Origin of the sequence: Sodalis sp. (in: enterobacteria), from assembly GCF_047607725.1 — a bacterium.
Classification (GTDB): Bacteria; Pseudomonadota; Gammaproteobacteria; order Enterobacterales; family Enterobacteriaceae; genus JBLKSS01.
The window spans coordinates 1-9,938 of record NZ_JBLKSS010000158.1 but is presented as its reverse complement, the minus strand read 5'-3'; the positions used below and the strand labels follow the sequence as shown (position 1 = coordinate 9,938).

7 protein-coding genes and 4 pseudogenes are annotated in these 9,938 nt (G+C 57.7%); 6 read left to right on the top strand and 5 right to left on the bottom strand.

Annotation, left to right across the window (positions count from 1 at the left end):
• The 3 genes from ACMX3H_RS14175 to argD all read left to right on the top strand — a co-directional run.
• Positions 1–110: transposase domain-containing protein (locus tag ACMX3H_RS14175; protein WP_415209556.1), on the top strand; the 110-nt coding region annotated here is incomplete at its 5' end.
• A 573-nt stretch (positions 111–683) separates the two neighbouring features.
• Positions 684–1,265 carry an aminodeoxychorismate synthase component II gene (locus ACMX3H_RS14170; RefSeq protein WP_415211294.1) on the top strand — a complete coding sequence of 194 codons (582 nt, stop codon included), beginning with the start codon at positions 684–686 and terminating at the stop codon, positions 1,263–1,265.
• Between the two features lie 116 nt (positions 1,266–1,381).
• A complete protein-coding gene (argD, locus tag ACMX3H_RS14165; protein ID WP_415211293.1) occupies positions 1,382–2,605 on the top strand; it encodes a bifunctional acetylornithine/succinyldiaminopimelate transaminase in 1,224 nt (407 codons plus the stop codon).
• 163 nt (positions 2,606–2,768) lie between these two features.
• Here the strand turns inward: argD and ACMX3H_RS14160 are convergent, their stop codons facing one another.
• On the bottom strand, positions 2,769–4,853 hold the full coding sequence (locus ACMX3H_RS14160; protein ID WP_415211292.1) for a YccS/YhfK family putative transporter: 2,085 nt from the start codon (positions 4,851–4,853) through the stop codon (positions 2,769–2,771).
• Between the two features lie 52 nt (positions 4,854–4,905).
• Complete coding sequence (crp, locus tag ACMX3H_RS14155; protein ID WP_415211291.1) at positions 4,906–5,538, bottom strand: cAMP-activated global transcriptional regulator CRP; 633 nt, start codon at positions 5,536–5,538, stop codon at positions 4,906–4,908.
• Positions 5,539–5,854: 316 nt separating this feature from the next.
• On the opposite strand from crp, the pseudogene ACMX3H_RS14150 reads away from it, so the two are divergent.
• Positions 5,855–6,256, top strand: a pseudogene (locus ACMX3H_RS14150) (OsmC family protein).
• 124 nt (positions 6,257–6,380) lie between these two features.
• Here the strand turns inward: ACMX3H_RS14150 and ACMX3H_RS14145 are convergent.
• Both ACMX3H_RS14145 and ACMX3H_RS14140 read right to left on the bottom strand, forming a co-directional pair.
• Positions 6,381–7,250, bottom strand: a pseudogene (locus ACMX3H_RS14145) (phosphoribulokinase).
• Positions 7,251–7,428: 178 nt separating this feature from the next.
• Positions 7,429–7,650, bottom strand: coding sequence for a YheU family protein (locus tag ACMX3H_RS14140; RefSeq protein ID WP_415211295.1), 222 nt, complete (start codon positions 7,648–7,650; stop codon positions 7,429–7,431).
• Between the two features lie 128 nt (positions 7,651–7,778).
• On the opposite strand from ACMX3H_RS14140, the gene ACMX3H_RS14135 reads away from it, so the two are divergent.
• Positions 7,779–8,381 carry a LysE family translocator gene (locus ACMX3H_RS14135; RefSeq protein ID WP_415211290.1) on the top strand — a complete coding sequence of 201 codons (603 nt, stop codon included), beginning with the start codon at positions 7,779–7,781 and terminating at the stop codon, positions 8,379–8,381.
• A 69-nt stretch (positions 8,382–8,450) separates the two neighbouring features.
• Here the strand turns inward: ACMX3H_RS14135 and ACMX3H_RS14130 are convergent.
• Positions 8,451–9,565: pseudogene (locus ACMX3H_RS14130) on the bottom strand (ATP-binding cassette domain-containing protein); the annotation flags it as partial.
• Positions 9,566–9,735: 170 nt separating this feature from the next.
• Here ACMX3H_RS14130 and ACMX3H_RS14125 point away from each other — a divergent pair.
• A pseudogene (locus ACMX3H_RS14125) lies at positions 9,736–9,938 on the top strand (IS21 family transposase); the annotation flags it as partial.

Sequence of the window (9,938 nt, the reverse complement as noted above, 5' to 3'; positions counted from 1 at the left end):
GCGTGGAGCCGGAAGCGTATCTGCGCCATGTGCTGGCGATTATCGCGGATCATCCCATCAACAAAATCAAAGAGCTCCTGCCGTGGAACCTCACCATCCCTGCTGAATAACTGTCAATACGGCGCTGGGTGTACGCTTACGTTCAGAATGGCGGTGAGCGAGCCGGGTGACGATGTGTAACGCCTCTGCCACCCGCCGCGCAAAGCCCGTGCTAACCCGTGGCGCCGGCGCGCGCGGGGTGCGGAGCGCCAGGTAAATCGGCGCCCGCGCTGCCAGCCTGCGCCGTCGCCTGAATTGCGGGCGTCCGTGCGGTGCCCACCTCTGTGATGGAAGCGTTGCTTGGCTTGTCTGGGCTGCGGTGGCGCCTTTGCCTTATCCCCCCCCATCCCCCGCCGTTAACGCTCACGGTTGAACGGGTTCAGCGCCGGTTTCTGCCTTAGTTCAGGCCGCCGCATTCCGCGTAACGCCAAGCATGGAGGCAAAGCGATTCAGCTTCGATGACCTGATTACCCCGGGCGCGGTCGACGTCCCGTCTTTTCGTCTTTACATCCCGGACAATGCGGCAATGGTCGTAGTCACGTCGCCGCCGTTGTCATACACTCGCAGCTCATCAGGGTTTGGCGCCGGCCGGCGCGCAACGACGTGGCGGCAAAGGCGCAATAGGTTATGTTTCAAGGAGTATTATGAATGGATTGCTAATAATCGATAATTACGACTCATTCACCTGGAATCTCTATCAGTATTTCTGTGAACTGGGGACGCAGGTGATGGTGCGCCGCCATGACAGTCTGGATATCGCGGATATTGAGCGGCTGGCGCCGGCGCGTCTGGTCATATCCCCCGGCCCGGGTACCCCGGACCAGGCCGGCGTCTCCCTGGCCGCTATTCGCCATTTTGCCGGCAAGCTGCCCATTTTGGGCGTTTGTTTGGGGCATCAGGCCATCACGCAGGCGTTCGGCGCCCGCATTGTCCGCGCGCGCAAAGTCATGCACGGCAAAACCTCCGTTATCCGCCACGATGGTCAAGGGGTGTTTGCCGGCCTGACGCAGCCGCTGACGGTAACACGTTATCACTCGCTGGTGATTGACGCGGCCAGCGTGCCGTCCTGCCTAGCGGTAACCGCCTGGAGCCAGCGCGAGGGAAAGCCCGATGAAATTATGGCCATCCGCCATCGCTCCCTGCCGTTGGAGGGTGTACAGTTTCATCCTGAAAGCATCATGAGTGAACAAGGTCACCGGTTGCTGGCGAATTTTCTCGACCGCTAACGGCGGTCTAATTTGCATTTCGCCGGCGATAGCACTTGACTTGGATGTGATTTTTTATTCATATTATATGACTATATTTTCATTTCTCATCTCACATTAGACAGAGTAAACTCCTTATGAAAACAGACGATGCCGCAGTCACCCGGGAAACATTCGATCAGGTCATTTTGCCGGTTTATGCACCCGCCCAGTTCATTCCGGTGAAAGGCAAAGGCAGCCGGGTTTGGGATCAGCAGGGCAAGGAGTATGTCGATTTTTCCGGCGGTATCGCGGTCACCGCGCTGGGGCACTGTCATCCGGCGCTGGTCGCGGCGTTAAAAACACAAGGGGAAACGTTGTGGCACACCAGCAACGTCTTCACTAACGAACCGGCGCTGCGCCTAGCGCGTAAGCTTATTGATGCCACCTTTGCCGATCGCGTGTTTTTCGCCAATTCCGGCGGCGAGGCGAACGAGGCGGCGTTTAAGCTGGCGCGCCATTACGCCATTACCCGCCATAGTCCTTATAAGACTAAAATCATTGCGTTTCATAACGCTTTTCACGGCCGCACACTGTTCACCGTGTCGGTGGGGGGGCAGCCGAAGTATTCGGACGGTTTCGGGCCAAAACCGGCGGATATCGTCCATGTGCCGTTTAACGATCTCGATGCGGTGAAAGCCGTTATCGACGATCACACTTGCGCTATTGTCCTCGAGCCGATCCAGGGGGAAGGGGGCATAACCCCGGCGACGCCGGCGTTTTTGCGCGGCGTACGGGAATTGTGCGATAAGTATCAGGCGCTGCTGGTGATGGACGAAGTGCAATGCGGCATGGGCCGCAGCGGCAAACTTTTCACCTATATGCATTATGGCGTGCAGCCGGATATTCTCACCACCGCCAAAGCGCTGGGGTGCGGTTTTCCGATAAGCGCGATGTTGACCACCGAAAACATCGCGTCGGCCATGGCGGTCGGCACCCACGGCACGACCTACGGCGGTAACCCGCTGGCCTGTGCGGTGGCGGAAGCAGCGCTGGACGTTATCAACTCGCCTGAGGTGCTGGCCGGTATCAACGAACGCCATGAGCGTTTTATCCAGGCGCTGCATGACATTAACGAAAAACATCAGGTATTCACGCAGGTGCGCTGCATGGGGCTGCTGCTTGGCGCGGAGCTGGCGCCGCGCTATCAAGGGCGGGCACGGGATTTCCTGCACGCCGCCGCCCTGGATGGGGTCATGATTCTCAATGCCGGCCCCGATGTGATCCGCTTCGCACCGTCGCTGGTGGTGGCGTTTGCGGATATCGACGAAGGCTTGGCGCGGTTTGAGAAAGCCGTGGCGCAGGTGACGGGCGCGGCCTGATAGAGGGACAACGGGAACGCCGGCGCCGCACGGGCGTTCCCGTTGTCCGCCGCTTTTCTGCGCGGGCGGTTTATCACGCGTCCGGCGCAGCGCTTTCAACCCCGGCTTCAGGGCGTTTTACAGGGGCGCCATCGATATCTGCCGGCCTGAGCCGGCAACGGCGCTAGTTCGGCGGCGTATCGCGCAAACGGCGCGCGAGCCAGAAACCGTGCTGCGGCCGCTGCGGCCACGCCACCGACGAAATCGTATGCATCACGCCGAGATGGAACAATATGCGCCGCAAATGGCGTTCCATTAGCGTCACCGGCTGATCCTGGGGGCCATCGGTGTTGAAAATACCCGGATTTTCGGTGCTCGGGCCGTCATATTCCAGCCGTTGCTGACAGCTTTGCAGCGCCACCTCGCAGGAGGCCAAATAGTCGGCCGCCAACGTATCGGTCAGCATATAGTGATCGCGCGCCAGTATCGTCATGGCGTTGATATGTTCGACAATGAACTGACTATGGGTGACCCATAAGCGCACATCGCTCAGGTAGCGGGAGTTAAACCCCGGCTCTTGCATCGCCTGGCTTAGGGAAGTGAACAGGGCATTATGCGCCTGATTGACCCGCATGCGGGCATAAGCCAACGCGGGCGCGCCGGGATCGGGCTGTAGCAGCAGCCGCAGCGCTTCCTGATCCCGCTCCAGCGCCTGATGGGCGTTTTTGCGCAATAGCCCGCTTTGCCATTGCGGCCACAGCCACAGCGTGCCGCCAAAGGCCAGCATACAGCCAATCAAGGTATCCATCAGCCGCGGCAGCAGGAAATGCGCGCCGTTCAACGACAGCAACTGTAGGGTATACACGGTCACCACCGTCATACCGGTCATCGCCAGACCGTAATTTTTGCGCAGTACCAAATAGCCGGCCAGGGTCACCACCAGCATGCCGGTCAGGATGACGCCGTCGCCCATCTTTAACTGGAGCGTACCCGCGGCGATCACCAGACCCGCCAGGGTACCCAGCGCCCGATGCTGAATGCGCACCCGGGTCGCGTTGTAACCGTTCTGACTGACAAACATGATGGTCATCAGGATCCAGTAAGGTTTCGGCAGATTGAACACCAGGCCCAAACTACTGCCGACCGCCAGCATGAGGCCTAAGCGGGCGGCGTTACGTAGCGCCATCGATTTCAAGGAGCAGTAACTTCGCAGCGCTGGCCAGAATGGCAACCGCTGCTGGTTATCCGCCATCACATCGCGACGATAAAGGGGACGCAGGGAACACAACAGGCGGTAGATGCGGCTGAAATGGAAATAGCAGAACTGGCCTACCGGGTTATCCGGATGGTGGCGGGCGATTTTTTCCAGGGCCGACAGGCCCGCATCCGCGGAAAACCGGTCAGGCTGACGATGATAGAGAATATCGTCCGCCAGGACGCGCAGCCGGGCGACGACGATACGCGCGTTGTAGCGCAACACCGCCTCGGCGTGGCTTTGCTGCACCAGCTTTTGTACTTCATCTGGCTGATGCAGACTCACCGCGATATGCTCTTGCAGATCCAATGCGACCTGAAAGGCGCGCAACAGTCTTTTGTACTGGCTGAGATGGTTGGCTGAAAGCATATGCAATTGCTGATACACCTGCGCAATCTGGTCGATGACCTTCTGCTGGCGGGCGAACAGCGGCGGTAGCGCACTGTCCGGATCGGTATGCTGAGTCAGCAGACTGTATTTTGCTTCGATATAATCCGCCAGTTCGCGGTAGAGCAGACTCAGCGCCTCACGCATCGGCTGCTCTTGCCACAGCCGGAACCATAGCGCGTTAAACAGCCCATACCAGGCGGTCCCCGCCAGATAAAGCAGCGGCGGCAGCCAAAGCGGCACATTGCCGGTCAGCCCCAGAGTAAATACTGCGGCAATCAGCGATGCCGGCAGTAAGCGGCCATGTAGCGGGCTTATTTCGCCGCTCACGCCGAACAGCAGTGCCAACCCCAGCATGACAAATGGCAGCGGCACGCCGTGCGCCAACAGCAGCTGGATAAAAATACTGCTCAGGGCGGACAGCGAGCCGCCGATCACCAGCCGCTTAAAGAAACGCTTATGGAGTTGATCGAGCCCGGCTATATTGCAACAGGCGGGCACCAGCGAGAACAGCAGACCTTGCTGCAGGCTGCCGAACATCAGTCCGATGGTGACTGGCAGGCAAAGCACAATGGTCTGCCGCAGGGCATAATTCACTTCGGGGTGGTAGATGAGTCTGCGCCACATAAGTCAGCTAAAGAGGCATGGCCGTCCTGACCATGCCCGTGGTGAAAGGGGATTAGCGGGTACCGTAAACGACAATGGTTTTTCCGTGGGCAGAGATGAGATTCTGATCCTCAAGCATTTTCAGAATACGGCCGACCGTTTCTCGTGAACAGCCGACAATCTGGCCGATTTCCTGGCGGGTGATTTTTATTTGCATACCGTCCGGGTGAGTCATGGCGTCCGGCTGCTTGGCTAAATTCAGTAACGTTTGCGCGATACGCCCGGTCACATCCAGGAAAGCCAGGTTGCCGACTTTCTCAGAGGTCACCTGCAGGCGGCTGGCCATTTGTGAAGACAGGCGCATCAGAATGTCGGGATTGACCTGAATCAGCTGGCGAAATTTCTTGTAGGATATCTCAGCCACTTCGCAGGCCGTTTTCGCCCGCACCCATGCGCTGCGCTCCTGCCCCTCTTCAAACAACCCCAATTCGCCGATAAAATCGCCCTGATTAAGATAGGAGAGGATCATCTCCTTGCCTTCTTCGTCCTTGATAAGTACTGCGACGGAGCCTTTGACGATATAGTAGAGCGTTCCTGCCTTTTCACCCTGGTGAATCAACGTACTCTTCGATGGATACTTATGAATATGGCAATGAGACAGGAACCATTCGAGAGTCGGGTCTGTTTGCGGTTTGCCGAGAACCATTCGCTGTTATCCTCTTTTGTCATCGCCGCCCTGTTTAGGAACGGCGTATTCCCTGTAAGGTAAGGTGTTATTATGATGTCATTCCGTTTATAAACGGAACATCACAAGGGAACTTATCAGGGTCCAATGTTGGTGACATTTTGATCGCTCTCTTGCTCTTTCACTGTCGGTGAGTTCGATCTTGCCTTGTCTTTTAGCATAGCTTTAAGAGACTGTCTTGTGTTGTCTCGCTTCAGCATGATGCATCTGCGGTTACATTGCCAGTTTGGCGGCAAAAAGGTAGTCTTCACAAAGAATTTTATCAGGAGTTAACGATATGCAAGCGCGAGTAAAGTGGGTTGAAGGGCTGTCTTTTATCGGCGAATCCGCCTCGGGCCACCAGATTATCATGGATGGCAACAGCGGCGAAAAAGCCCTTAGCCCGATGGAAATGCTGCTTATATCCGCCGGCGGCTGCAGCGCAATTGACGTGGTATCGATTTTGCAAAATGGGCCGTGCCGATGTGCGCGACTGTGAAGTCAAGTTAACCTCGACGCGCCGCGAGGAAGCGCCGCGTCTGTTTTACCCATATCAATTTGCATTTTGTCGTCACCGGCCGCGATTTGATGGATAAGATCGTCGGTCGAGCGGTCGGCGGAAAAGTATTGTTCGGTCTCGCTGATGCTGGGTAAAGCCGCTAGTATCACCCACAGCTTTGAGGTACGTCACCTCGACTGATAGCGCGGGGCGGCGCTTTGATGCCGGGGCGCTGCGGTAAGCCGCGTAGTGCCCCACCCGATTGGCGCATCGGACAAAGTGGCGCCGCGCGACTCTCCCGCGCGCGGCGGCTGCGTGAAACCGCTTAGCGAATCCGTTTCCCTTCCAGCAATTGCTTGACCAGCGGCGCCATGATCAGTCCCATTGCCAGACCCATTTTGCCGCCCGGCACCACCGTCGTATTGATATTGGAAATGAAAGATCCCTGCAGCATTGCCAGTAAATAGGGAAAATCCATGTCGTCCAGGCCGCGGAAGTGAATAACCACAAAGCTTTCGTCCAGCGACGGGATCGCTTTGGCGGTGAACGGATTGGAGGTGTACACCGTCGGCACACGCTGAAAATTGATATGGGTACGGGAAAATTGCGGCATGATAAAATTGATATAGTCTTCCATCGATCGCACCACGGAATCCATGACCGCTTCGCGGGAGTGGCCGCGCTCGTTGGTATCGCGCACCAATTTCTGGATCTACTCCAGATTGACTATCGGCACCACCCCCACCAGCAAATCCACGTGCCGCGCGACGTCATTATGCTCGGTCACAACGCCGCCGTGCAGCCCTTCGTAGAACAGGACATCGGTAGGCTCCGGCAGGGGCTGCCAGGGGGTAAAGGTGCCGGGGACCTGATTATAGGGAACTGCTTCGTCGTAGGTATGCAAGTATTTGCGCGCCTGCCCGCGTCCGCTTTCTCCATAGTGATAAAACGTTTTCTCCAAAAGATCGAAGTTATTCGCATCCGGGCCGAAATAACTTACGTGCCGGCCTAAATCGCGCGCTTTACGAATTGCCAAGTCCATCTCCGGCCGGGTGAAGTGGTGAAAGCTATCGCCTTCAAGCTCCGCGGCGCGAATGTTCAACTGTTGAAAGATTTTGCGAAAAGCCAGGCTGGTGGTCGTGGTACCGGCGCCGCTGGAGCCGGTAACCGCAATAATCGGATGTTGTGCTGACATGATGAGACCCTAATAGTGTTGATAACCTCTGTCAGATGACGTGCGGGCGAGCGAAGGTTATTGTTATCACGTTTGGCGCAGCAGGGCCAGGGCCACCGTGAGGCTTGCTCGTTTCCGCCATGCTGACGCCGGGCCGGGCCGGACGCGGCGGTGGCGGGAGAGAACCGCATCGCCGCCGCTAATCGGGGCGGAACTGGCCGCGCGGCATGATGTTAATGCTTTCGTGCAGCTCCGACCACACCAGCACCGCTTCGCCGGATTGCACCTGGCGTAACACATCCGCTACCTTTCGCTGCAGGCTTTGTTCCTGCTCGCCATAATCCGTGCCCTCGCGCAGCACAAACGATTCGATCAGATTATACAGCGTGGCGGGATCGATCTGCTCCCAGAGAATGATCATTCTCGGCGTTTCTCCAGTGGTTATCGGGGCGATGGCGTGACGAAATTTCACCGACAATTCGCTTGTCGAATCGGCATCGCGCTGTTAATTTCATAAACGTCATTGTCGGGAGCAATAATGCGGGATATATGGAGCTGGGTCTGTTTTTATCGATGCTGGGTTTTCTCTGGGTTGCCGCTATTACTCCCGGTCCTAACAATATGTTGCTCACCGCCTCGGCCACCCATTTCGGCTTTTGGCGTTCCATGCCGCTGATGCTCGGCATTATGCTCGGCATGCAGTGCATGCTGTTACTGGTGGCTTGCGGCGTCGGCAGTCTCATCACACTCTATCCCGCCCTACATTTTACGCTAAAAGTCGCCGGCAGCCTTTATCTGCTGTGGCTTTCGTGGAAAATCGCCACCGCTGTTTATGAAAAGCTGGATACCGACACGGCGCCGCCGCGGCCGGTGCCATTTTATCAGGGCGGCCTGCTACAATTTCTCAATCCGAAAGCCTGGTTGATGGCCCTCGGCGCGGTGGCAAGCTTTAGCATGGCCGGGGAGGCGTACGCGGGGTCGGTGGTAGCGATAAGCATCGGCATCGCCGCCGTCAATATTGTCTCCGGCGCCATCTGGCTGGTCTTCGGTACGGTGATCGGCCGGCTGCTGAAAGGGCGGCGGGCCTGGACGCTATTCAATCTGGCCATGGGGCTGCTAACCGCGGCCTGCGTGCTGCTGATTTGGCGCTGAGCGCGCTCAGCCCGTGGCGGCTTTGATGCTGCCCGCGGTCCGCGCACTGAAGTTTGACGCTGAGCGCAATCATTCCGCGCTAAATGCCTGCGACAGCGTCTCAAGCTGTTCCTGGGCTTCCAGCCAGCCTAGCTCCGCTTCCTCCAGCGCCGATTTCAGTTTTCCTTGCCGCTGCAGGCAGTCGTTTAGTTCGCTTTTGCGGGCGCTCTCGTACAGCGCGCTGTCGCCCAGCCGGCCTTCCACTTCGGCCCGCTCCGTCTCAAGCGTAGCCAACTGCTGTTCATAGCGGCCGATGGCCTGACGCAGCGGCTGGGTCTCTTTGCGAAATTCCGCCTCGCGCCGCTTCTGATCTTTGCGCGTCTGCGCCGTATTGACGCCGGCGGGGGGCGCTTGTGTATCGTCATCCTGCGCGCGCGGGCGCTGAAGTTCGGCCAGCCACTGCTGATAATCCTCCAGGTCGCCGTCGAAGGCCGCAACCTGGCCGTCATGCACCAGGTAAAATTCATCGGTGGTGGAGCGCAGCAGATGGCGATCGTGGGACACGACCACCAGCGCGCCGGCGAAGTCGATAAGCGCTTCGGTGAGCGCCTGACGCATATCCAGTCCAGGTGGTTGGTGGGTTCATCAAGCAACAGCAGATTGGGACGCTGCCAGACAATCAGCGCCAGCACCAGCCGCGCTTTCTCGCCGCCGGAAAAACGCGCCGTCTGTTCGGTGACTTTGTCGCCCTGAAAGCCGAAGCCGCCCAGGAAATCACGCAGCGATTGCTCAGACTCCTTTGGCGCCAGCCGGCTCAGGTGCTGCAGCGGCGTTTCATCGGCGCGCAAAAACTCCAGCTGGTGCTGGGCGAAGTAACCAAGCTTGATGCCTTTCGCCAGCGACACCGTCCCCGACTGAGGCGGCAGGGTTCCGGCCAAGAGCTTGATAAGCGTCGATTTACCGGCGCCGTTGCGTCCCAGCAGACCGATGCGTGAACCGGGGACTAAGTTGAGCTTGATGGAGCGTAAAATCAGGTTGTCGCCATAGCTGGCGCTGACCTTTTCCAAGGTGAGCAACGGATTGGGCAAATTTTCCGGCGTGCGGAAACTAAGCTGAAAGGGGTTATCCACATGCGCCGGGGCGATAAGCTCCATCCTTTCCAACATCTTAATGCGGCTTTGCGCCTGCTTGGCTTTGGTTGCCTTGGTGCTGGTTCCGGTCACGTCCGATCACTGATTCCGATTTCACCCGATCACTGATTCCGGTCACGCCCGATCACTGATTCCGGTCGCCCGATCAGCGATTCCGATTCTGTCCGATCGTTCATCTTCTGTTCCGCCATACTCTGGAGACTTTTAGCTTCCGGGGGTATGGCATGGCACGTAAAAAGAAGAACACGAGAACATAAATGTGAATATATATCAATGTATTACACGTGAAATTTGAGCAGCGTCGCTCGAATCGCACCATCGCGGCAGCGCTCGGCATCGGCTGTACCACAGTGCACGATATCCTCGGCCGATTCACGGTAGCTAACCTGGTCTGGCCATTGCCGGCGGAACTGTCCCCCGTCGACCT